General features: G+C 53.5%; 27 protein-coding genes and 1 riboswitch. Of the genes, 15 read left to right on the forward strand and 12 right to left on the reverse strand.

Annotated elements, in window-relative coordinates; genetic code table 11:
* Genes OGX89_RS11465 through pduA form a run of 12 tightly spaced genes read right to left on the reverse strand, consistent with a single transcriptional unit; the run spans position 1 to position 8366 of the window.
* The gene (locus tag OGX89_RS11465) at positions 1–276 is read right to left on the reverse strand and encodes a EutN/CcmL family microcompartment protein (protein WP_003030211.1); all 276 of its coding nucleotides are present in this window, start codon (positions 274–276) and stop codon (positions 1–3) included.
* A 3-nt stretch (positions 277–279) separates the two neighbouring features.
* Entirely contained in the window at positions 280–771 is a 492-nt protein-coding gene (gene pduM / locus OGX89_RS11470; protein ID WP_003834149.1) for a microcompartment protein PduM, read from the reverse strand.
* Entirely contained in the window at positions 768–1400 is a 633-nt protein-coding gene (locus tag OGX89_RS11475) for a phosphate propanoyltransferase (protein WP_003834146.1), read from the reverse strand. The genes pduM and OGX89_RS11475 overlap by 4 nt, the downstream gene beginning before the upstream one ends.
* A complete protein-coding gene (locus OGX89_RS11480; protein ID WP_125112525.1) occupies positions 1400–1864 on the reverse strand; it encodes a BMC domain-containing protein in 465 nt (154 codons plus the stop codon). Before OGX89_RS11480 ends, OGX89_RS11475 begins: the two co-directional genes overlap by 1 nt.
* A 24-nt stretch (positions 1865–1888) precedes the next feature.
* Positions 1889–2164, reverse strand: a complete 276-nt coding sequence (gene pduJ / locus OGX89_RS11485; protein ID WP_001057752.1) for a propanediol utilization microcompartment protein PduJ — start codon at positions 2162–2164, stop codon at positions 1889–1891.
* Between the two features lie 19 nt (positions 2165–2183).
* Positions 2184–2534, reverse strand: a complete 351-nt coding sequence (locus OGX89_RS11490) for a glycerol dehydratase reactivase beta/small subunit family protein (RefSeq protein WP_111465407.1) — start codon at positions 2532–2534, stop codon at positions 2184–2186.
* Positions 2524–4356 (reverse strand): diol dehydratase reactivase subunit alpha, encoded by a 1833-nt coding sequence (locus OGX89_RS11495; RefSeq protein ID WP_003839013.1) that lies wholly within the window; start codon positions 4354–4356, stop codon positions 2524–2526. Before OGX89_RS11495 ends, OGX89_RS11490 begins: the two co-directional genes overlap by 11 nt.
* A gap of 15 nt (positions 4357–4371) precedes the next feature.
* On the reverse strand, positions 4372–4890 hold the full coding sequence (pduE, locus tag OGX89_RS11500; RefSeq protein ID WP_003834133.1) for a propanediol dehydratase small subunit PduE: 519 nt from the start codon (positions 4888–4890) through the stop codon (positions 4372–4374).
* Between the two features lie 14 nt (positions 4891–4904).
* Positions 4905–5579: a propanediol dehydratase medium subunit PduD gene (gene pduD, locus OGX89_RS11505; protein WP_003834131.1), complete on the reverse strand. Its 675-nt coding sequence runs from the start codon at positions 5577–5579 to the stop codon at positions 4905–4907.
* 10 nt (positions 5580–5589) lie between these two features.
* Positions 5590–7254, reverse strand: coding sequence for a propanediol dehydratase large subunit PduC (gene pduC, locus OGX89_RS11510; protein WP_003030249.1), 1665 nt, complete (start codon positions 7252–7254; stop codon positions 5590–5592).
* Between the two features lie 18 nt (positions 7255–7272).
* Entirely contained in the window at positions 7273–8085 is an 813-nt protein-coding gene (pduB, locus tag OGX89_RS11515) for a propanediol utilization microcompartment protein PduB (protein ID WP_125112524.1), read from the reverse strand.
* Positions 8085–8366: a propanediol utilization microcompartment protein PduA gene (pduA, locus tag OGX89_RS11520; protein WP_003030255.1), complete on the reverse strand. Its 282-nt coding sequence runs from the start codon at positions 8364–8366 to the stop codon at positions 8085–8087. Before pduA ends, pduB begins: the two co-directional genes overlap by 1 nt.
* Positions 8367–8891: 525 nt before the next feature.
* On the opposite strand from pduA, the gene pduF reads away from it, so the two are divergent.
* The 15 genes from pduF (at position 8892) to cbiM (ending at position 22239) form a co-directional block, all read left to right on the forward strand.
* Complete coding sequence (gene pduF, locus OGX89_RS11525; RefSeq protein ID WP_003030258.1) at positions 8892–9701, forward strand: propanediol diffusion facilitator PduF; 810 nt, start codon at positions 8892–8894, stop codon at positions 9699–9701.
* A 203-nt stretch (positions 9702–9904) separates the two neighbouring features.
* The gene (gene pocR, locus OGX89_RS11530; RefSeq protein WP_003834122.1) at positions 9905–10816 is read left to right on the forward strand and encodes a transcriptional regulator PocR; all 912 of its coding nucleotides are present in this window, start codon (positions 9905–9907) and stop codon (positions 10814–10816) included.
* 332 nt (positions 10817–11148) lie between these two features.
* Positions 11149–11323, forward strand: a riboswitch (cobalamin riboswitch).
* Positions 11324–11411: 88 nt separating this feature from the next.
* A complete protein-coding gene (locus OGX89_RS11535; protein WP_125112523.1) occupies positions 11412–12791 on the forward strand; it encodes a cobyrinic acid a,c-diamide synthase CobB in 1380 nt (459 codons plus the stop codon).
* A complete protein-coding gene (cbiB, locus tag OGX89_RS11540) occupies positions 12788–13747 on the forward strand; it encodes an adenosylcobinamide-phosphate synthase CbiB (RefSeq protein WP_003834117.1) in 960 nt (319 codons plus the stop codon). The genes OGX89_RS11535 and cbiB overlap by 4 nt, the downstream gene beginning before the upstream one ends.
* 10 nt (positions 13748–13757) lie before the next feature.
* Positions 13758–14390 (forward strand): cobalt-precorrin-8 methylmutase, encoded by a 633-nt coding sequence (locus tag OGX89_RS11545; protein WP_063940447.1) that lies wholly within the window; start codon positions 13758–13760, stop codon positions 14388–14390.
* Complete coding sequence (gene cbiD / locus OGX89_RS11550; protein ID WP_003834113.1) at positions 14387–15523, forward strand: cobalt-precorrin-5B (C(1))-methyltransferase CbiD; 1137 nt, start codon at positions 14387–14389, stop codon at positions 15521–15523. The genes OGX89_RS11545 and cbiD overlap by 4 nt, the downstream gene beginning before the upstream one ends.
* A complete protein-coding gene (locus OGX89_RS11555; protein ID WP_003834111.1) occupies positions 15517–16122 on the forward strand; it encodes a cobalt-precorrin-7 (C(5))-methyltransferase in 606 nt (201 codons plus the stop codon). Before cbiD ends, OGX89_RS11555 begins: the two co-directional genes overlap by 7 nt.
* Positions 16112–16681: a decarboxylating cobalt-precorrin-6B (C(15))-methyltransferase gene (locus OGX89_RS11560; protein WP_003834109.1), complete on the forward strand. Its 570-nt coding sequence runs from the start codon at positions 16112–16114 to the stop codon at positions 16679–16681. Before OGX89_RS11555 ends, OGX89_RS11560 begins: the two co-directional genes overlap by 11 nt.
* Positions 16674–17447, forward strand: a complete 774-nt coding sequence (locus OGX89_RS11565; protein ID WP_003030275.1) for a cobalt-precorrin-4 methyltransferase — start codon at positions 16674–16676, stop codon at positions 17445–17447. The genes OGX89_RS11560 and OGX89_RS11565 overlap by 8 nt, the downstream gene beginning before the upstream one ends.
* Entirely contained in the window at positions 17428–18483 is a 1056-nt protein-coding gene (gene cbiG, locus OGX89_RS11570; RefSeq protein WP_003834107.1) for a cobalt-precorrin 5A hydrolase, read from the forward strand. The genes OGX89_RS11565 and cbiG overlap by 20 nt, the downstream gene beginning before the upstream one ends.
* Positions 18483–19208 carry a precorrin-3B C(17)-methyltransferase gene (locus OGX89_RS11575; RefSeq protein WP_003030278.1) on the forward strand — a complete coding sequence of 242 codons (726 nt, stop codon included), beginning with the start codon at positions 18483–18485 and terminating at the stop codon, positions 19206–19208. Before cbiG ends, OGX89_RS11575 begins: the two co-directional genes overlap by 1 nt.
* Positions 19205–19990 (forward strand): cobalt-precorrin-6A reductase, encoded by a 786-nt coding sequence (locus OGX89_RS11580; RefSeq protein WP_003834104.1) that lies wholly within the window; start codon positions 19205–19207, stop codon positions 19988–19990. The genes OGX89_RS11575 and OGX89_RS11580 overlap by 4 nt, the downstream gene beginning before the upstream one ends.
* 10 nt (positions 19991–20000) lie before the next feature.
* On the forward strand, positions 20001–20795 hold the full coding sequence (gene cbiK, locus OGX89_RS11585; RefSeq protein ID WP_003834103.1) for a sirohydrochlorin cobaltochelatase: 795 nt from the start codon (positions 20001–20003) through the stop codon (positions 20793–20795).
* Positions 20792–21505, forward strand: coding sequence for a cobalt-factor II C(20)-methyltransferase (locus tag OGX89_RS11590; RefSeq protein ID WP_003834099.1), 714 nt, complete (start codon positions 20792–20794; stop codon positions 21503–21505). The genes cbiK and OGX89_RS11590 overlap by 4 nt, the downstream gene beginning before the upstream one ends.
* Positions 21502–22239, forward strand: coding sequence for a cobalt ECF transporter S component CbiM (gene cbiM / locus OGX89_RS11595; RefSeq protein ID WP_003834098.1), 738 nt, complete (start codon positions 21502–21504; stop codon positions 22237–22239). Before OGX89_RS11590 ends, cbiM begins: the two co-directional genes overlap by 4 nt.
* Position 22240 lies beyond the last annotated feature (1 nt).

Raw genomic sequence — 22240 nt, forward strand, 5'->3', positions numbered from 1 at the left:
CTAACGAGAAAGCGTGTCGACAATGCCGACGATAGCCAGATCGATGGCCTCATTAGGGCCAGAAAAAACGTGTCTGGCGCTGGAGCCGCTGCTGAGTAATACCAGTTCGCCAGTTCCCGCGCCGACAGAATCAACAGCGACTTCATCTCCACTCACAGGGGACGCAGGAAGCTCTCCGTCAGCACTTACCCGACGTACCAGCAACAGTTTTTTTCCCACCAGTGATGGGGATTTTTGCGTGGAAACCACAACGCCTGTAACCCGTGCCAGATGCATAGCTCACTCCTGCTTAATTAGTTGGACATTTCGCAGACTGACTGCTTCCTGAGCCAGAGCCGTCACGACACACCGACGGCGCAACACCAGTACGCCATCCCTTAATTGGGCGACGTCGGCATAGCTGAGAAGCTTCTCAGGATGCAAAAAGATGATTCGTCCCCGTTCGTCATTGAACTCCAGCGGTAGACGTGCGAGTTTTTTCACGGGGATTGCGGGTAATAATCGGTGTTGTAGTGAAATTTTCACGCGGACTCCGCATGCCAACGCGTCGTGAATCTTTCCCACAGACATGTTGGCTGGGCAGCCTTCGGCAATTCGCTCCAGTAATGGCAGATCCACTTGCTGGAGATGGAGCGACGAGTACTGGCAGCATACTGTCCGTGAATCGATTTCCCGTAACTGCGCGACGCTAAGAGTGAGCGTGCTTTCCGCGCGTTTTTTTAATCGGGAAACAACCTCCTCGATAATGCGTTGCAGCAGTTCGTTGTTCATCGTGAGGTCACCAGTGTGGCGAATGCCTGGGGATTATCAGCGCCTGCAGCATTGGCTTCGTCTGTATCGATATGCATTTCGAGGCGCATATCCGGCGAAACGCGTACGGCGACGTTATCGAAAATCAGTCGACGTTCATCGCCATTAATGGCGACCGAGACTCTATCACCATGGGAAACCCGCAGAATCAGAGCATCGAGCGGCGACATATGGATATGCCGTTGGGCGACGATCACCCCGGATGCTAAGTCCAGTTCAGCAAATGGGCTGACGAGACGAACACCGGGTGTGCCCTGAATATTGCCCGACATCCGCAGCGGAGCAGCAATTCCCAACGTGCGGGCGTCGGTACGAGAAATTTCGACCTGGCTGGTACTGCGCAGCGGGCCGAGTAAACGCACATTTTTTAACTGACCTTTTGGCCCCACCAGCGTGACAGTCTGCTCTGCTGCATATTGTCCTGGCTGCAATAGCCCTTTTTTCTCACTAATGGGGTGATTGGGAAACAAGCGACCGTAATCTTCAGCGCACAGATGAATATGACGATTAGAGATCCCCAGCGGAATCGGGCGCTCGCGCATTTCATCCAGAACCTTAGCGACAGTGGTCTCCAGTTGCTGTTTATCCATTACGCTTCACCTCGTTTGCCAGAGTGAAAACAAAGCGTGCGCGGCTCGCCTTTTTGGCGAGGGCAGGCAGGATCAAGACACAAATTGCAGCTAATCAACTCTGCATCTTGCGGGGCTTCGGGTACATCATGGACTACAAATATCTCTTCATGCGGTACGGCTGGTATGGGTTCTGGCGTTGGCTCAGGCTCCAGGGCAACGCTATGCGACAGGATCCCGTCCCCGGGTCTGGAAATGACTTTGTGAGCCACCAGTCCATCTCGCTGGTCAGCGAAACTGACACCGGTGGAAATGGCCGCCTGGACGGAGGCCACATCCCCGATTATCTTGATCACCGTCCAGCCTGAGCCGTTGGTTTTTTCGAGGCCCACCAGCGTGATGGAGGCGGCTTTCGCCATGACGTCCGCGCAACTGATGGCTAATGCCAGACCACTAACTTCAAGTAATCCCAGTGATTGCTTCACGCTGTGCTCCTTGGTTGCAACGACTTATGCGGATTTAGGTAAAATGGCTTCAACGTCGCTGTGCGGACGCGGGATAACGTGGCAGGATTTCACCTCACCAACGGCGCTTGCGGCTGCGCTTCCAGCATCTACGGCTGCTTTCACCGCGCCGACATCACCGCGAACCATAACGGTGATAAGGCCAGAGCCGATTTTTTCGTATCCAACCAACTGCACGTTTGCGGATTTCACCATGGCATCAGCGGCTTCAATAGCGCCGACAAGCCCTTTTGTTTCAACCAGTCCCAGTGCGTTATTCATACTGCTTTTCTCCTATGGGTTATGAGTGGCATTCCCGGAACGGAATGCCTTTAACCAGCCGCGCAGCGTTGTTACCAATGCTGCGGCGATCGTGGCTATTTTGTTGATACGTCAGCGTAAAAAGTGGTGCTGACGTGGGTAAGTTTTTGTAGTGCACGACCAGTTTTTCGCGGCTACAGCCAATACCGACCAGCAATGGAGACTGGCAGGCGGCCAACCATGCGTTGTGGATAACGTCAGCTGAGCCACTCTCCTGAATCACAAAGGGGATCCCTTCTTCTTCAATACCCAGCAGTACGTCATTCCAGACGTCAGCACAGTCAGCACTGGTGAAGATAACGATGGCTGGTGTGGTGAGATTACTTTCCATGAGCGAATGCCTTATGCCAGGAGAGAATCAGTCCTGTCGCAACCGCATTGCGCGGACCTTCGGTACCACGAATGTTGCCGCGCCCGGCAACCAGTCGATAATGCGCCAGAGCATCGGTGACCAGCTGTGGAACTTCAAAATCCAGAGATGAGCCGCCAACCAGCACCACAAAGGGAATATCCCGAATGTTCCCGGTCGGACTGACCTGACGTAGCGCTCTGAGTGCGTTAGTAACGAAAACGCGCTCCTTGGCGCTTCGACGAATGGCCCGTACTTTCTCCAGCGCCAGTTCACCAGGCAGTGGCACCAGTTCATCGGGTTTCACTACGCACACGCGCGCAAAAACCGTTGGTGGGAGAGGCGTAGGGAAGAACTGAACGCTGCCGTCTTCGTGGCGAAGGTGGAACAAGCTCTCAACTTTCGCCAACGGATACTTTTTAATCTCTTCAGCGAGATAACGGTCATCCAGACCCAGTTCACGGGCAATGATCATCGTGACCATATCGCCTGCTCCTGCCAGGTGCGTGGCAATAATTTCGCCCTTAGGATTGATGATAGAAGCGTCGGTTGAACCCGCGCCGAGATCCAGAATAGCCAGTGGTCGTGTTGTGCCCGGAGTTGTTAAGGCTCCCAGAATGGCAGCTTCGGCTTCGGCCCCGCCAACCTGGACGTCAATGTTGAGCTTTTGCGTGATCTCTTGTGCAATCATCGCCATTTGCAGGCGGTCTGATTTCACCATGGAGGCTATGCCGACAGCCTGTTCCAGTGAGAACTCACCTGCAAGTCCACCCGTCACACTGACGGGAACCGAGGTATCGACCGCCAGCAGATCCTGAATAAAAATTTCATGACTGGGTTTGTTGGTTAATTCAGCCATCGTCTGGCGCACATGCTCCAGCATGCCGCCAATATTGGTGCCAGCTTCTCCGGTAACGTTATCCAGTTTTGGGCATTCACCAACCGCTTTCATAATCGCTTCGGCGCCCGCGGCAACGTCGACCCGTACGGTACGACCTTGAGACTGTAGCTCCAGATTTCCGGCAGGAATCGCTCGCGCTTTCACATCACCTGACGGCGTTTTCACCACCACGGCTGAACGGTTGCCGATCAGCGCCCGTGCCATCGGAACAATGTTTTTAGTCTCATCGGCATTGAGGCCAAAGACAGTTGCAATGCCGTAGGGGTTAGAAAGGGTTTCAATGACCTTTCCTGGTACAGCGACCTCAATGGCAGCCAGCATCCCCAACGGGATACGGTCGATATGAAGGACTTCATCGACGATGGGCAGGGGGTGAGTCAGACGATTGCTGACCAACACGCCATCGTCCTGTTGTAAAATAACACCAGTCAACTGGTATCCAGCACGGACGGAGGCATTAATCATCGTAGCGACATCGGCGAAATCAAATGCCGATGACACCACCAGAATATAGGGCGTATCCGCCGGGCGACTGAGAAGGTCTTCCGGCGTAATAGTGACGCCCACGCCTAACCCGACACCGCCCGGTGTTTTAGGGTTATGGCCGATCATGGTGGATTCAGTGATGATGGTTTCGGTTATTGTTTCCATCGCCACGTCGCCAATGACCGGGGTGGCTTCGTTAATACGGATGAGCGAAATATCGCTGACATTGATACCGGCATTTTTTGCCGCCAGCGTAAGAGCCTCCTGAATGCCAAACACATTACGTAATGTGCCCTTAATTCCGGTGGTTTCTGCCAGCGCGCTGCCGGTGATGCTCAGCACGCCAGACTCATCCAGAGTAGCCAGAGCGACTTCCGTTGATGAGTTGCCTATGTCAATGCCAGCTATATATCGCATGATCCTGTCCCTGAGTTAGTCGTCGCCTTTGAGTTTTTTACGCTCAACGTACAGCGCTGCCGCTTCACGAACGAAAGCTGCACAGATTTTTGCCTGATAACGATTTTCGAGATCGTCGGCGATAGCCATCAGCTCATCTTTTGTTGAGCGATACGGGCGCAGCGCGTTGTAGATCTCAAGAATGCGATCGTCAGGAACAGCGGTTAGCTCGGCTGCGCGCTCGAAGTTCATCGCCAGCCTGTCACGTCCGGCATCTTTGGCGATTTCCGCCTGCAGGCGCAGTGTTTCAGGGGTGATGCGCATGTCCTGCGCGGTCACTTTGTTGCTCAGAACATTTTCAAGCGTGAAGTCGTCCAGCGTTTTGTTGGTCGCAGTTTTTACCCACTCAGGATGTTTATTCGCGAGAGGGTAATCCGTGACTTTCGCGGTATGTGCTGATGAACTCACCGCGGGCGGAGTCGCGGACTCGCCTTGCAGGCTGTTCATCCGGCTCAACACATCCCGAACCATCGATTCAATTGCGTCGGTATTCATGGAGGTATCCTTTATCAAAGCGCCACGCGCAGTTCCTGCGGGTTTTTGCCTGTCACAACGTATTTGGTCTCTTTAATGTGCAGAATGGCTGATTTCGCCTGGTACTTAGGACGAGCCATCTGGTCATTCAAAGTAGGGACCGGTTGCGGAGATTCACGCTTGGCATAACGCGCGGCGTTTTTACCGATCTGACGATAGGTTTCCAGCGTCAGAAGCGGTGCCTGAGGGAACAGCTCCAGGTTTGAAAGCGGCGGTAACCCCTGCTGGTGGATAACCGTGGTACCTTTTGACTGGATGCCGATAGAGATCCCGGAACCGCTCAGACGGTTCCCCTCAACGGCGACAAACGCCACATCGGAGGATTTAAAGCAGCGGATAACGCGCGCTTTAATGCCTTCTTCTTCAATACCGGCAATCACTTCGCGCAAGATATTCTTATGCGGGATACCTACGATATTGACGGTTTGCGAGAGCCCGAACGCCGGCCCTACGGCAATAATCACTTCGTCCTGTTGCTGGCCTTGTTTGGCTTCACCAATCTCGGTCAGAAAGCTGTCTCCCTGTGTCGCCGCAGCCTGAGGTGCGCTTGCCGCTGTAGATGCGCGGAAAGAGACGGGTTTGTCGCTGGTCTGCATTTCAGACAACACATCTTCAATTATCTGGCGCAGCAGTTTTTCATTAATTTCCATTTTTCACCCCTTAGCCAAGCTCGTTGGGATCAAGTGCGCCAGGGATGTTTTTGATCTCTTCCCAGCGTTCGCCCTGCAGGCGATAACCTGTTGCCGGACCGGCATAGTCGTTAACATCATTGACAGCGGATAGCACCTGTCCGTCGCCAACGATAATGGCGGAGGTATGCAGGTAATCCCCGGTTAACTTGGCTTTCTGGATGTTGAGCATGTCCTGAGCGACATCGGTAAATCCGCCCTGAGCAAGGGCTTTCACCACTTCCAGACCGTTACGGTTCTTATTGATGATCTCTTGTGCAAACTTGATGTCTTCAACGATGTTACGTTCCGGCATATCTTTCGAACCGTGGGCGTAGGTCGCAGCTTCCACTTCTTCATCAGTGATTGGTGGTAATCCCATCCCGGCAAAGACGGCCTGCAGCGCACGTGCCGCTTTGTTACGAATGGCGATAACATCTTCTTCACGAACCGGACGCAGACCACCGTCTACTTTCAGGTCGCGCTGAAGAACGTTGTAGTCGTCAAAATCTTCAGCATCCTCGTTCGAACCTGCAAACATGTTGTCGTAGTTCGGCACCGCGGAATAACCAGAAGAAATGAAGTCAGTACCCGGCAGGAACTGCATCAGCAGACGCGCAGTACGACGCATATCCGAGTGGGTAAAGGTTTGGTCGTTGCTGGAGGCGCATTCCAGATCCAGAGAGGAACAAATCAGGTTTTCAGCCAAAACTGCACGAATGCCTGACGGCACGGCGGAAGGGACACCGATGCAGCTTACTGAACCGTTTTGCAGGCCCTGTACGCCCGCAGCTTTGGTGATGTAAATGCAGCGGGCTTCCAAATAAAGCATTGATTTGCCTTCGGCGTAACCCATCTGAACTTCTGAGCCAGAACCGGAGGTAAAGCGCATTTTCAGACCACGGGATGCATAGGACGAGGCGAGGAAGCCTTTCGACCATGGCGTGTCATCGCCGTCGGTAAAGACGGGTTCAGTACCATAGACGGAGATGGTTTCCGCGTAGCAGGTGTGGCCTAGCATGCCGAGTTTAAGTTCGGTAGCTTCTTCCAGCGAGCACTGGGTTAATACGCCAGGGCGTCCAACCTGCGAGCCGACTAACAGCGCAATGGCGTTAAATGGCGCATAACGTGCAACGGCAACGGTTGTTTCCTGTTCGTCAAACCCGCGCCATGCGCCTTCAGCGGCATCAGCGGCAATCTGCACCGGGTTATCTTTGACGTTAGTGACGTGCGCTTGTTGAGAGGGTGTACGACGAGCACGCATTTTCTGCATCGCCATCATCATCTCAACGACGTTCATATGGGACACCACTTCGACAATTTTTGCCGGCGTCATTGCGGTGGTCAGCGGCACTATGTCTTTGCGCTTCACGTTAGGGTCGCAAAGCATATTGGCCAGTTTGACCGAATCCATCGCCATGACTTCTTCAGCGCGCGCCAGGTTAATGCCGTAGCGGGCAATGAAATGGTCGATTAAGTCAAATTCACTGGCGGATTTACCGTCCAGTTCAGTGACTGTACCGTTGACGATTTTAATCGACGGTTTGGGGTCGTTCGGGCTTTCCATCGCAATGAAGCCTTCTTCGATCCACTCCTTAACGAAACCATCCTGATTCACAGGGCGCTTCGCCAGTGCTTCAAATCTTTTCGATCTCATGAATCAGCCTCACTGATATCAGATGTAGGACGGACGATCGTTTTTCGGCTCTGAGCCGAGGGTCCCGAGTACGGTTTTACCGATTTCACGGGCGGAGATAACGGCCTGACGAACAGCGCCAGAGTCACCCGAAATAACCAGAATGGCTTCGTTACTGAAGCTGGTGCCATGGGCAGGGGAGCTGTAGGCCACAACTTCCACGTTGGCTGATTTCAGGGCCGTATCGGCCATCAGGACACCAACGGATGCCGGCGCGCCGACGATAACGCCACAGGCACGGCCAATCGGTGCGCCAAAGGCTTTTTCAAGTGCGTAGCTGGCGCGTGCGGTGTACTGCATTTCGATGTGACCCGCTTCATTGGCATAAACATCGCCAAAGGTGCGATCCAGTTCTTTCAGTGCGACTTCAATGCCGCGTTTCACGTCGGAAACATCGTTGCCGACAAGAATAATCAGCGAGCCATGACCTGCGCCGCCTTTGGTATCACGTGGTAACTCAATACTGACGACTTCAGTATTGGTGGCTTTTACCGCTTCATCGGCGGCCATGATGTGCGGGCCTGCGCCAGTACGGGCGCCAAGGATGCCAATGGAGCGATACCGTTTTTCAAGTTTCATTGCGTCCAGTAGGGCGCTGTCTACGTTGGCGATTACCAGACCGACGGTGTCGCCAATCGCGGTACCGACAAACTCCGTTAAACTGCAGCTTTTCTCTGCCATAGCCGTTTCTCGTGTTGGAGGATTATTTTCAGGGATAGCCTGCTGTTCCGGCGTTGCCACGCGAGCAATCACCTGCGCCATGATCTGTTCAACCAGCTCATTGCTGCTCATTAGCTAATTCCCTTCGGTAAGATTTTTTCTACATCGGTATGCGGGCGTGGGATGACGTGTACGGCTTTCACTTCTCCCACATTACGGGCTGCGGCGGCACCTGCATCTGTTGCTGCTTTGACTGCGCCGACATCGCCACGAACAATGACTGTTACCAGCCCCGAACCAATTTTTTCGTAGCCGACCAGCATTACATTGGCTGACTTCACCATTGCATCTGCGGCCTCTATGGCTGCAGTTAAGCCTTTGGTTTCTACCATTCCTAACGCTTCTTGTTGCATAAAGACCTCGCCTGGGTTGTCCCGATTTTCATGACTATAAAAAGAAGCGAGGAAAAAGAATGGCTGAGTTGAAAGTAAGAGTGAAAAAATAGTGGGGTTATGGTGAGATAAAATTGCTACGCACAATTATAACAATTTGTTTTTATTGGTTGTTTTTGGTTTTAACAATGTGACTATTTGGTTATGTTAATTCCATATTTACACTTTTCCGAGTGACAGTTTAAATATCATTTGCTATGCGAGAAAAATGAAATTGTGATGATCGTTTGAAAATGGAATTCTGCTGTTCGCAATATTTTATTATTTTGAAAATGTACTTTTAATAGGGTAAATCCTCGTTTTACCGCCTGCTTTATTAAAGGTGATGGCAAGAATTTGCTATCACAACACGATTTTTAAGGGCATGTCGCTTGCAGATTGCCAACAATTTGCCGATACAGATTTTTATAGTAAGCCTTGAAGTAATCTTCCTGCCAGCAAGGAGTCCGCTGGTAAAGACACGAACTCTGCTTAGAAGGTGTCACAATGAACGATTCACTAAGAGCGCAATGTATTGCTGAGTTTTTGGGTACCGGACTATTTTTGTTTTTTGGTATTGGGTGCCTGAGCGCCCTGAAGGTCGCGGGTGCCAGTTTGGGATTGTGGGAGATCTGCATCATATGGGGCTTGGGGATCTCGCTTGCAGTTTACCTGACAGCCGGGATTTCTGGGGCCCATCTCAACCCCGCGATTACCATCGCACTTTGGTTGTTTGCCTGTTTTCCGGGGCGTAAAGTACTGCCTTATTCTGTCGCTCAGATAGCGGGTGCCTTTGGTGGCGCTATGCTGGCCTATTTGTTGTACGGCAGCTTATTTATTGAGTATGAATCAGCCCACCAAATGGTACGCGGCAGTCTGGAAAGCCTGCAACTTGCCAGCATTTTTAGTACGTATCCTGCCGCCGCACTGAGTGTCTGGCAGGCCGCACTGGTCGAAGTGGTGATTACCTCCATTCTGATGGGGATGATTATGGCGCTAACGGACGACGGTAACGGTGTTCCCAAAGGCCCGTTAGCACCACTGCTGATTGGTATTCTGGTTGCTGTTATCGGCGCATCAACCGGTCCACTTACCGGCTTTGCGATGAACCCGGCACGTGATTTTGGTCCTAAATTGTTTGCCTGGATGGCCGGGTGGGGTGATGTTGCGATGACAGGTGGGCGTGATATCCCATATTTTATTGTGCCGATTGTGGCTCCCATCATCGGCGCCTGTGCGGGCGCAGCAATTTATCGTTATTTTATTGGCAAAAATTTACCGTGTAATTCGTGTAAGTTGGAGGAAAACGAGAGCTAGCTTCACGAAAGATGTTTATTATTGAAAGGTAAAAACTGTTTTCGTGATCCGGTTTCCTGAACGGCTTAAAAAGTCTCCCAACAATGGGAGACTTTTGTTATGTTCAATGCTGACTTTCATCAGCGCGCCGGATCGCGAGATGAAAATGAATGTGTGAATAATATGTTTTATTTATAACAATAAATTAACTGAGAGGTTTTATCATGATTTCTGCGAGTGCCCTGAACTCAGAACTCATTAATAAAATCGCACAGGATTTTGCACAGGCCACCAGTCTGGCTGTTGTGGTTGTCAATATTCACGGTGATGAAATTTCTGAGCTTTTTAATTTCACTCCTTTTTGCCAGTTGATGCGCCAGCATCCTCAGCATAGTACGCGTTGTCGTATGAGCGACCGCTGTGGAGGGTTGGAAGCCTCTAAATCCGATCAACCCTGCATTTATCGCTGCCATGCCGGGCTTACCGATTTCTCAATTCCGCTGGTCATCGCGGGACACCTGGTAGGGTTCGTGCTTTGTGGACAAGTACGCTTAAGTAACGATGTAGGCCTCGTTGATATTCTGAACGTCGATGACCGCTGGCAAGCCGATCCCGAACTGGTAAACGAGTTCCGTAATGTACCTGAAATGGACTATTCTCGAGTCATTGCTTCAGCGGATTTACTCAAGCTCATCGTCGAAAATTGCCTTAAGAAACAACTTAATTTTGTTGTTATCAAAGATAACCCGCAGCAGTCAGAGCCGGTACGCGCTAACCGTAGTACCAACCCTCATGACAGTAAAATGAAAAAAGCCCTGCGCTATATTGATGCACATTTATCAGACGATCTGCGTCTGGAAGATGTTGCCTCTCATGTTTTCCTTAGCCCGTACTATTTCAGCAAATTGTTCAAAAAATATCAGGGTATTGGTTTTAACGCATGGGTAAACCAGCAAAGAATGGCCAGTGCCAAAGAGCTGCTTTGTCACAGTGACTGGAGCATAGCCAGCATTGCGCGTAATTTAGGCTTTTCGCAAACAAGTTATTTTTGCAAAGTTTTCCGCCAGACCTATCAGGTTACGCCGCAGGCATTTCGCCAGCAAATAAATGTCATTTCACGCGGTGAATCCGCTTAAATAGCAATATTTTGCTATTGCCGATTTTTGATATCGGGTGCTATGTCAGTCATTATAAAATGAAATGTGACAACAGCAGTCAATAAATTGTCATAGCGCAACAAAATAATGGTATTAGAGGGATAAACTGCACCAGTTTTTATTTTTGTGATGAGATACAGTGTCTGCGCGAATGACTTTCTTTATTCTTAGCTGATACTTTCATTCAAAAAGTGAACGTATGAATAAGTGGGTTAAGGCCAGAAAATTGGCTGAATGAACTCGGAAAGATATTAAATTGAATTATTGTCATGAGGTTGTGAAATTACCTCATAACAGAGAGCTTAATTAACCAGGCTCTTGAACTGACAGGTTTGCCACATTTGTGGTAGGGAAGGGGGTGAGAATCCCCCGCAGCCCCCGCTGCTGTGATGCTGACGACCCCGTATGGACCACTGATCGCAAGATTGGGAAGGACGGGTGAGGATGACGCTAAGCCAGAAGACCTGCCTGTCAGTGACTACCAACAACTTCGGTGGGAAGTGGGTGGTTCAGATGCATACAGTCGAGAGACTGGGTATCTCTACACCCCTACCACCCTGAACAGGATCAGGGTATGGCGGCCAATTTTCACGCATTTGTTCTTGCAGGTACCGGAAGCGGCTGTGGTAAAACCACGGTGACGCTGGGCTTGTTGAGCTTGTTGAAAAAACGCGGTTTGCGCGTCCAGCCATGCAAAGTGGGTCCTGATTACCTTGATACCGGCTGGCATACAGCGGTATGCGGTACCGCTTCCCGTAATCTTGATAGCTTCATGCTTCCCGTCCCCACGCTGAACGCTCTATTCAACGAGCAGATGCAACATGCGGATATTGCCGTTATTGAAGGTGTGATGGGGCTGTATGACGGCTATGGTACCGACCCAAACTACTGCAGCACCGCCGCGATGGCTAAACAGTTAGGCTGTCCGGTCATCTTACTGGTTGATGGTAAAGCCGTTTCCACTTCAATCGCCGCAACGGTAATGGGGTTTCAGCATTTTGATCCCACCCTGAACATCGCCGGGGTTATTGTTAATCGGGTTAACAGCGAAACGCATTACCACTTACTGAAAGTCGCAATCGAACGTTACTGCGATGTACCCGTCTTGGGCTACGTACCACGTATGGAGGGCGTTGCCCTTCCCGAACGTCATCTGGGTTTAGTAACCGCACGTGAGTCGGTTATCAATCAGCAACCGTGGCAGGCTTTTGCCGCGACACTGGAGCAAACTCTTGATATTGACGCGCTGCTGACATTAAGCCAGTCAACCAATCTTCCTGCTGGCGAATGGCCAACGCTGCCCGCCGCAGACGCCGGAGCAGGGCTAACGGTTGCAATTGCCGATGACGAAGCCTTCAACTTCTACTACCCGGATAACATTACGCTGCTGGAACGTACGGGGCTAAATATTGTTCGTTTTAGCCCGTTGCACGACACCTGTTTGCCGGACTGTCAGATGATCTGGTTAGGTGGCGGATATCCTGAGCTACACGCTGCGGCGCTGGCTCGCAATGTCTCGATGCTGAATCAACTGCGAGAGGCACATCAACGTGGCGTCGCGATTTATGCAGAGTGCGGGGGGCTGATGTATCTCGGCAGTTCGCTTGAGGACAGCAACGGCGATACCTGGCTGATGGCGGATATCATTCCCGGCCACAGCAAAATGGGGAAACGTCTGACCCGATTTGGCTACTGCGAAGCGCAGGCCGCGCAGCAAACATTGTTAGCTGCAGAAGGTGAAGTGCTGCGCGGACATGAATTCCACTACTCTGATTTTACTCCTGAAACGCCAGCGGTGATGAACTGTCGCAAAGTGCGCGATGGTAAAACGCTGCAAGCCTGGTCCGGCGGCTGGCAGGTCGGAAACACCTTCGCCAGCTATCTACACGTTCATTTTGCTCAACGTCCGCAGATGCTTAACCATTGGCTGGCAGCCGCGAGGAGTGCGCTATGACGATCCTTGCGTGGTGTGTTGCCTGGCTGCTTGATTTTATCATCGGCGATCCGCAGAACTGGCCGCATCCGGTGCGCTGGATTGGCAATCTGATTTCTGCCGTGCAGCGAATTGTTCGGCGTTACTGTCATAGCGACCGTGCGCTGCGCATTGGCGGTGCGGTGATGTGGATTGTGGTGGTTGGTCTGACCTGGGCTGTGTCCTGGGGCGTGCTGGCACTGGCAGAATCTGTTCATCCCTGGTTGGGTTGGGTGGTAGAGGTATGGATGATCTTTACCGTGCTGGCCGGGCGCTGCCTGGCAAAGGCCGCGCAGGATGTCGAACGTCCGCTGCGGGCCGGTGACCTTGCTCAGAGTCGGGAAAAATTGTCATGGATTGTGGGGCGTGATACCTCACAACTGCAACCGCAGCAGATCAATCGCGCGGTGGTGGAAACCGTGGCTGAAAACACCGTAGACGGCATTATCGCGCCGTTGTTCTTTCTCCTCCTCGGCGGTGCGCCCCTGGCGATGGCCTACAAAGCGGTAAACACCCTTGACTCCATGGTGGGCTACAAACATGAAAAATACCGCGCTATTGGTATGGTCAGCGCGCGTCTGGACGATGTTGCGAACTTTATTCCTGCAAGACTGAGCTGGCTGTTGCTGGGCGTGGCGGCATTTTTATGCCGTAAAGACGGCTCGCGAGCTTTACAGATTGGCTGGCGCGATCGCTACAACCACAGCAGCCCAAACTGTGCGTGGTCAGAGGCATCCGTAGCCGGGGCATTAGGCATTCGTCTGGGTGGTCCTAATGACTACTTTGGCGAGCGCGTTGAGAAACCGTGGATCGGTGATGCTCAACGCGACATTTCGGTAGACGACATTTCCCATACGATTCGACTGATGTGGGTGGCATCGACGCTGGCACTGGCGCTGTTTATTGCGCTGCGGTGGCTGTGGGTCGGTGTAGCCTGAGGACAACATAATGCAATATATCCAGCAACCCCAGGCGATTGAAGCCAAAAGTTTCGACATTATTGGCGAGATCATCCGTGAAACGCGTCCGGACTATCAGTTTGCCAGTCCGTTACATGAAGCCATTATCAAGCGGGTCATTCACACGACGGCGGATTTCGACTGGCTGGACATTCTGTGGTTTTCCAGTGATGTGCTGGAGCAGTTTTGTGCCGCGCTTAGCCGTTCGAGCGTGATTTATACCGACACCACGATGGCGCTTTCCGGGATCAATAAAACGCTGCTGGCACAATTCGGCGGTGAATGCCGCTGCTACATCAGTGACCCGCGGGTCGTGCGTACGGCAAAAGAGCAGGGTATTACCCGGTCCATGGCTGCTGTCGACATTGCGGTGAAGGAAGAGGGGGAAAAGCTGTTTGTCTTTGGCAACGCACCGACTGCGCTGTTCCGCCTGCTTGAGCATGATGTTGCCGTCAGCGGTGTGGTGGGTGTACCGGTCGGGTTCGTTGGTGCTGAAGAGTCGAAAGATGCCCTGACCCAAAGCAATTTGCCCGCCATTGCAGCGTTAGGCCGCAAAGGGGGAAGCAATGTCGCCGCCGCTATCGTCAACGCCATGCTTTATCACATGCAGGGGGCGCGATGAGCGAGGCCTTCGATACGCCGGTGTGGCACAACGGTAAAGCGCTGCGTAAAGGATATACCACGGGATCGTGCGCCACGGCGGCGGCAAAAGTTGCCGCGTTGATGGTATTGCGCCAACACCTCATCCATCAGGTTTCCATCGTGACGCCTTCCGGGGTGACGCTGTGCCTGAGCGTGGAGTCACCGCATATCGAAGGGCAGCAGGCAATAGCGGCCATCCGCAAAGACGGTGGAGATGATGTGGACGCCACCCACGGCATGCTGATTTTTGCCCGCGTGACGTTAGACGATAGTGGCGTGATTGCCTTACAGGGCGGTGAAGGGGTCGGTACGGTAACCCGCAAAGGGATTGGCCTGCCGGTGGGCAGTTCGGCGATTAACCGTACACCTCGCCAGACCATTGAATCTGCCGTCCGCGAAGCGATTGGCCCAAATCGTGGGGCGCAGATTGAAATCTTCGCGCCAGAAGGCGAAGAACGGGCGCAAAAAACCTACAACTCGCGCCTTGGCATTTTGGGCGGCATTTCGATTATTGGCACCACGGGTATTGTCACGCCGATGTCGGAAGAGAGCTGGAAGCGTTCACTGTCGCTGGAGCTGGAAATTAAGCGGGCGGCGGGGCTGGAGCGTGTCGTACTGGTGCCTGGAAACCACGGCGAGCGTTTTGTTCGCGAGCAGATGGGTATCGACACCCAGGTTGTGGTCACCATGAGCAACTTTGTCGGTTACATGATTGAAGAAGCCGTACGTCTGGGGTTCCGGCAAATCGTGCTGGTGGGGCACCCCGGTAAGCTCGTCAAAATCGCGGCGGGGATCTTCCACACTCATAGCCATATTGCCGATGCCCGCATGGAAACGCTGGTGGCCCACCTCGCGCTACTTGGCGCACCGCTGGAACTGCTGACGCTGGTCAGCGACTGCGATACCACCGAGGCGGCGATGGAACACATCGACGCATACGGTTTTCAGCACATTTATAACCACCTGGCTAAGCGCATCTGTATGCGTGTCCTGCAAACGCTGCGCTTTACCAAAAATCCCCCGACCTGCGACGCTATCATGTTTTCTTTTGATAATCAGGTGCTTGGCAGTAATCGCCCGGTCGCAGAGATTGCTGAGGAGATGCAATGTTAACCGTTGTAGGGATGGGGCCAGCCGGTTTGCATTTGATGACGCCTGCGGCGCGTGAAGCGGTCGCGACGGCGGATGTTCTGGTCGGTGGAAAGCGGCATTTGCAGCAATTCCCGGATTTTGCCGGTGAACAGTTTGCTCTTGGCGCCAATATCCCGGAACTCCTGAGCTGGATTAGTGCGCACCAGGAGAAGCATGTTGTGGTACTGGCGTCTGGCGACCCGCTGTTTTACGGCATCGGGACGCGCATGGTGGCGCATTTTGGCATTGAGAATGTGCGGATAATTCCCGGTATTAGCGCGGTGCAGTACCTGTGCGCGCAGTCCGGTATTGATATGAACGATATGTGGCTGACCAGTAGCCATGGCCGCAGCGTCTGTTTCGACGAGCTGGCGCGGCATAACAAGGTGGCGATGGTGACTGATGCGCTGTGTGGCCCGCGTGAAATCGCACAGCAGCTCATTGCCCGAGGCAAGGGGCATCGCTGGATGGTGATTGGCGAAAACCTGGCGATGGAAAACGAACAGATCCATTTCCTGCCTGTGCGTGAAGTTAACGCTGACTATGACATGAATGCAGTGGTGATCCTTGATGAAAGATGAGCTGTTTCTGCGTGGAGAGAAAGTGCCGATGACTAAAGAAGCGGTACGCGCACTTGCCCTCTCAAAACTTGAATTACACCGCGCCAGTCACCTGATTGATATTGGCGCCGGAACCGGCAGTGTGTCGATAGAGGCGGCGTTGCAATATCCCGGATTACGTGTAACGGCCATCGAACGTAACCCGGCGGCGCTCAGGTTGCTGGATGAAAACCGCCAGCATTTTGCCTGCGCAAATATCGATATTTTTCCCGGTGTCGCACCAATGACCATCACGGAAAAGGCTGATGCCATCTTCATGGGCGGCAGCGGCGGCCATCTGACCGAACTGATTGACTGGTCGATGCGCCAATTGCATCCCGCAGGGCGTTTGGTGATGACGTTTATCCTCCAGGAAAACCTCAACACCGCGCTGGCACATCTGGACCATCTTGGCGTACAGGGAGTGGATTGCCTGCAGTTACAGGTTTCCTCGCTTGCCACGCTTGGCAGTGGTCACTATTTCAAACCGAATAACCCCGTATTTGTTATCGCCTGTCAGAAGGAAGGAAACCATGTCTGAGATTTTTGATCCCCGTAGCGTGTGGTTTGTTGGCGCAGGTCCTGGCGATCGCGAGCTGATTACCCTCAAAGGTTACCGGTTGCTACAGCAGGCGCAGGTTGTTATCTACGCCGGATCGCTGATTAACACTGAACTGCTGGAGTATTGCCCTGCCGGTGCTGAATGTCACGACAGCGCTGAACTGCATCTGGAGCAGATCCTTGATCTGATGGAAGCTGGAGTGAAAGCGGGCAAGACCGTTGTGCGCCTGCAAACCGGCGATGTCTCGTTGTACGGTTCCGTACGCGAGCAGGGTGAGGAGCTGACCAAACGCGGGATTGACTGGCAGGTGGTGCCTGGCGTCAGCGCGTTCCTCGGCGCGGCGGCGGAGCTGGGTGTGGAGTACACCGTACCTGAAGTTTCACAGAGTCTGATCATTACGCGCCTGGAAGGCCGCACCCCGGTACCGGAACGTGAACAGTTGGAGTCTTTTGCCAGTCACCAGACATCTATGGCGATTTATCTTTCCGTCCAGCGCATTCATCGGGTGGCTGAGCGTCTGATTGAAGGCGGCTATCCGGCGACCACGCCCGTGGCGGTGATCTATAAAGCGACCTGGCCGGAAAGCCAGACTGTGCGCGGGACCCTGGCGGATATTGGCGACAAGGTTCGCGATGCGGGCATCCGTAAAACGGCCCTTATTCTGGTCGGTAATTTCCTGGGCTCGGAGTATCACTACTCCAAACTCTATGCGGCGGACTTTAGCCATGAATACCGTAAAGCCTGAGTCAATTGCGCTTTTTTGCCTGACTCCTGGTGGCGTTGTGCTGGCGAAACGTCTGGCAGCCATGCTGCCGGTTACCTGTTTTACCAGTGAAAAGCTGCTGGAGGAGGGGTTTATTCCCTTTGAAAACGGTTTTGCGAATACCGCCCGCGAAGCGTTTACGAATTACTCGGCGCTGATTTTTATCGGTGCGACCGGCATTGCGGTCCGCGTACTGGCCCCGCTGGTCAATGACAAATTCTGCGATCCGGCAGTGGTGGTCATTGATGAACGTGCCCAGCATGTCATCAGCCTGCTCTCCGGCCACGCGGGCGGTGCCAATGCGTTGGCGCGTTATCTGGCGGGCATGTTGGGCGCTGACCCGGTTATCACTACCGCGACGGATGTGAACGATATGGCGGCACTGGATACGCTGGCATTTCAACTGAATGCCCGGATGAGTGATTTCCGTTCGGCGGTGAAGATCGTGAATCAGATGCTGGTCAGCAATAAACGGGTTGGTCTGTGGTGGGATGACGAACTGACGCAGGATGTCAGCCATTGCGACCGGCGCGGATTTATTACGGTTACCGATCTTAACCAGCTCCCCGAACTGGATGCGTTGGTGTGCATCACCTTACGCACCAATTTACCTGACCTGCCTGTTCCGCACTGGAAGTTGGTGCCACAGCGGGTTGTGGCCGGAATTGGCTGTCGCCGTGATACGCCGTTCCCTCTGCTGGCTGCGCTGCTTGCCCGGCAACTTGAAGCTCAACAGCTCGATCCGTTGGCGCTAAAAGCGATTGGCAGCATCACGCTGAAAAAAGATGAACAGGGACTTATCCAACTGGCTTCGTGCTGTCGCGTTCCTTTCGAAACCTTTACCGCTGACGCGCTGCGTGAGCATGAGCACCGTTTTCCGGCCTCATCGTTTGTTCGCAAAACGGTAGGTACAGGAAGCGTTTCCGGTCCTGCAGCCTGGCTGTTGAGCCACGGAAAACTGTTAGGCGAGACCCTGCGAGAACAGGGCGTCACCATCACTTTGGGAGTTTCACACTGATGTTAAGCGTAATTGGAATTGGCCCTGGCTCGCAGGCAATGATGACCATGGAAGCCGTTGAAGCACTGCAGGCAGCGGAAATCATCGTTGGCTATAAAACCTACACCCATCTGGTAAAAGCGTTCACGGGTGACAAGCAGGTGATCAAAACCGGAATGTGCAAAGAGATTGAACGCTGCCAGGCGGCGATCGAACTGGCACAGGCGGGTCATAACGTGGCGCTGATCAGTAGCGGTGACGCGGGGATTTACGGTATGGCCGGGCTGGTGCTCGAACTGGTCAGCAAGCAAAAGCTGGATGTTGAGGTCAGGCTAATACCTGGCATGACCGCTAGTATTGCCGCGGCCTCTTTGCTGGGCGCGCCGCTGATGCACGACTTCTGCCACATCAGCTTAAGCGATCTGTTAACGCCATGGCCGGTTATTGAAAAACGCATCGTTGCCGCCGGTGAGGCAGACTTTGTTATCTGTTTCTACAACCCGCGCAGTCGGGGTCGCGAAGGTCATCTGGCGCGCGCATTTGAGCTGCTTTCCGCCAGCAAAAGCGCGCAAACGCCGGTTGGTATTGTGAAGTCTGCCGGACGTAAAAAGCAGGAAAAATGGTTAACCACGCTCGGTGAAATGGATTTCGAACCGGTTGATATGACCAGCCTTGTGATCGTGGGTAACAAAACAACCTATGTTCAGGACGGCCTGATGATCACGCCACGAGGTTATGTGCTGTGAATTACGGTGATGTGCTGGTCATGGGCGGTACGAGCGATGCGCGCATGCTGTGCCAGCAACTGGATGCGGCAAACGTGGCCTACACCCTGTCAGTTGCAACCCCAACAGGGAAACAACTGGCGGGAGACATCAAAGGCCAGGTGCGCTGCGGGCGTCTGGAGCGCGAACAAATGATTGCCTGGCTACAGGAAAATCGGACGCGCTGGGTGATCGATGCCTCGCATCCGTACGCCGAGGTGGTGAGCCGCAACATCATGAGCGCCTGCGAAGCGGCGGGCGTACTGCTAAGCCGCTACCAGCGCCCTGAGCAGTTGAGTGGGTTAACTCACCCGCACCTGTATACCGTACAAAGCATTCCGCAAGCCTGTGAGGTGGCGCGACGCTTCGGCGATCGTGTGCTGCTGACGACCGGCAGTAAAGATCTGGCCATCTGGCGCGAAGGGTTGCCTGAAAAAACGCTGCTGGCGCGCGTTCTGCCTGTTCCTGAGGTCATTCAGCAATGCGCGGATCTGGGATTTGGTGTCGGTGAAATCTTCGCACTGTGCGGACCGTTCAGCGCCGAGTTCAACGCCGCGTTTTATCGCCAGTGCCAGGCTGATGTGGTGATCACCAAAGCATCTGGCGCTGAAGGTGGTTATCAGGAAAAGGTTCAGCCCTGTCTGGATGCCGGAATCCCCTGCATCGTGATTACACGTCCGGCACCATTGGTGACGGGAGAAGAGTTACTGGAAAGTCAGGCCGCCTTTGGGGTGCGTTTAACGCGCTGGCTGGCCACTGCTTAAGGAGTTTGAGATGAAAAAGGCGCTTCTGGTGGTCAGCTTTGGCACCAGCTATCACGACACCTGCGAGAAAAATATTGTGGCCTGTGAGCGCGATCTTGCAGCTAGCTGCCCTGACCGCGACCTGTTCCGGGCGTTTACCTCCGGGATGATAATCCGCAAGCTCAAGCAGCGCGACGGCATTGAAATCGACACGCCGCTGCAGGCGCTGCAAAAACTGGCGGAGCAGGGGTATCAGGATGTGGCTATTCAGTCACTGCACATTATCAATGGCGACGAATACGAAAAAATTGTCCGCGAAGTGCAAAGTATGCGTCCGCTGTTTTCACGCCTGACGCTGGGTGTACCGCTGCTGAGCAGCCATGAAGATTACACCCAGTTGATGCTGGCGCTGCAACAGCAGATGCCGGCGCTTGGCGAAAGTGAAAAAGTGGTGTTTATGGGACACGGCGCCAGCCACCATGCTTTTGCCGCCTATGCCTGTCTCGACCACATGATGACGGCGCAGCGCTTTCCCGCGCGGGTTGGGGCGGTGGAAAGCTATCCGGAAGTGGATGTGTTGATTGAAAGTTTATCTCAGGAAGGGGTGACGGCGGTGCATCTGATGCCGCTGATGTTAGTCGCTGGCGACCATGCCATCAACGATATGGCCTCCGACGAAGATGATTCCTGGAAAACGTTGTTCAATGCAGCAGGGATTCCGGCTACGCCGTGGCTTAGTGGTCTGGGTGAGAACCCGGCGGTTCGCGCCATGTTCGTGGCACATTTACAGCAGGCGCTTAATGTGGCGCTGGAGGAAGCAGCATGAGCGGAAAACTGTATGCACTGAGCACCGGGCCAGGTGCTTCCGACTTGATTACCGTGCGTGCCGCACGCACGCTGGGCGCGCTGGATATTCTCTATGCGCCTGCCGGGCGTAAAGGCGGTGACAGTCTGGCATTGTCGATTGTACGTGAGTATATCGGTGAACAGACCGAAGTCCGCTGCTGTCATTTTCCTATGAGTGCCGACAGCGCTGAAAAAGAGGCCGTCTGGGATGAAGTTGCTGCCGCGCTGGTTCAGGAAGTCGAGGCCGGTAAGCAGGTGGGGTTTATCACTCTCGGCGATGCGATGCTGTTCAGCACCTGGGTCTTTTTACTTCAGCGTATTGGTTGTCCTGACTGGCTGGAAATCGTTCCTGGCGTCACGTCTTTCGCCGCGATTGCCGCGCGTTCCAAAACGCCGCTCGCTATGGAGCAGCAGTCACTGGCGGTGGTCTCCTGTACCGCACCGGAAGCGGAAATCCAGCAAGCGTTAAAACAGCATGACAGTCTGGTGTTGATGAAAGTGTACGGTCGTTTTGCGCGTATTAAAGCGCTGCTACAACAAGAGGGTTTGTTGGACTGTGCATTAATGATGTCTGAAGCCACGCTGCCAGGTGAACAGTGCTGGCGTCATCTCGATGAGGTGAGCGACGATCAGCCGCTGCCTTATTTCTCGACCATTCTGGTCAATAAACAGTGGGAGTATGCACAATGAAGCTTGAACAACAGCTAAAACAGCTGTCTTTCAGCGGGTTGGCTGCGGCGCTATTACTGATGATTGTTCCTGAACAAGCGTTCGCCATGCACATTATGGAAGGTTTCTTGCCGCCGATGTGGGCGCTGGCCTGGTGGCTGCTGTTTTTACCCTGCCTGTGGTACGGGCTGGTACGTCTGCGCCAAATTGTGCAGGAGGATAACCACCAGAAGGTTTTGCTGGCCCTGTGTGGCGCTTTTATTTTTGTGCTGTCGGCGCTGAAAATTCCTTCCGTTACAGGAAGCTGCTCACATCCTACCGGTGTAGGCCTGGCGGTTATCCTGTTTGGACCGGGCGTGGTTGCCATCCTTGGGGCGATTGTCCTGCTGTTCCAGGCTCTGCTGCTGGCACACGGTGGTTTAACGACGCTCGGCGCGAACGGCATGTCGATGGCGGTAATTGGCCCGGTAGTGGGTTACATGGTGTGGAAAATGGCCTGCCGCGCAGGGCTGCGTCGTGATGTCTGCGTCTTCCTGTGTGCGATGCTGGCGGATCTCGTCACCTATTTTGTGACCTCGGTACAGCTGGGCGTTGCGTTCCCGGATCCCTCTGCTGGTGCTACCGGCTCAATCATTAAATTCATGGGGATTTTCTGCCTGACGCAGATCCCAATTGCGATTGCGGAAGGGTTACTTACCGTGCTGATTTACGATCAGCTAACCAAACGCCAGTTGATAACCGCACAAGGGCATTAAC

Origin of the sequence: Citrobacter sp. Cpo103 (genome assembly GCF_030332605.1) — a bacterium.
Lineage (GTDB): Bacteria > Pseudomonadota > Gammaproteobacteria > Enterobacterales > Enterobacteriaceae > Citrobacter > Citrobacter portucalensis.